Below are 610 nucleotides of genomic sequence, written 5' to 3' on the forward strand. Positions count from 1 at the left end.
TATCATAACGAAGAGGTATCGTAATTGAAGAGGTTTGGAAAGACCCACCACAGAAGGTAATAGTCCTGTATGTTAAACGAGAAGACTTTAGATATGATCCAGAGTACCACGGGACACGTGAAACCCTGTGGGAAGCAGGAGGGACCACCCTCCAAGGCTAAATACTACCTAGTGACCGATAGCGTATAGTACCGTGAGGGAAAGGTGAAAAGAACCCCGGGAGGGGAGTGAAATAGAACCTGAAACCCTGCACTTACAAGCTGTGGAAGCACATTTCTTGTGTGACCGCGTACTTTTTGTAGAACGGGCCAACGAGTTACGTTAAGTAGCAAGGTTAAGCACTTAAGGTGCGGAGCCGTAGCGAAAGCGAGTTTTAACTGAGCGTTCAGTTACTTGACGTAGACCCGAAACCGGGCGACCTACCCATGAGCAGGATGAAGCGAAAGTAAAATTTCGTGGAGGGCCGAACACACGAGAGTTGAGAAGCTCGGGGATGACTTGTGGGTAGCGGTGAAATTCCAAGCGAGACCGGAGCGAGCTGGGTCTCCCCGAAATAGCTGCAGGGCTAGCCGCAAGGTGAGAGATACGGAGGTAGAGCACTGAATGTCCG

Annotated in this window: 1 rRNA gene; it reads left to right on the forward strand. The window is 50.3% G+C overall.

The annotated features are described in order from the left end of the window. A 23S ribosomal RNA gene (locus tag MU407_RS14070) occupies positions 1-610 on the forward strand; the annotation flags it as partial.

The sequence above is a fragment of the Brachybacterium sp. Marseille-Q7125 genome (genome assembly GCF_023062615.1).
Lineage (GTDB): Bacteria > Actinomycetota > Actinomycetes > Actinomycetales > Dermabacteraceae > Brachybacterium.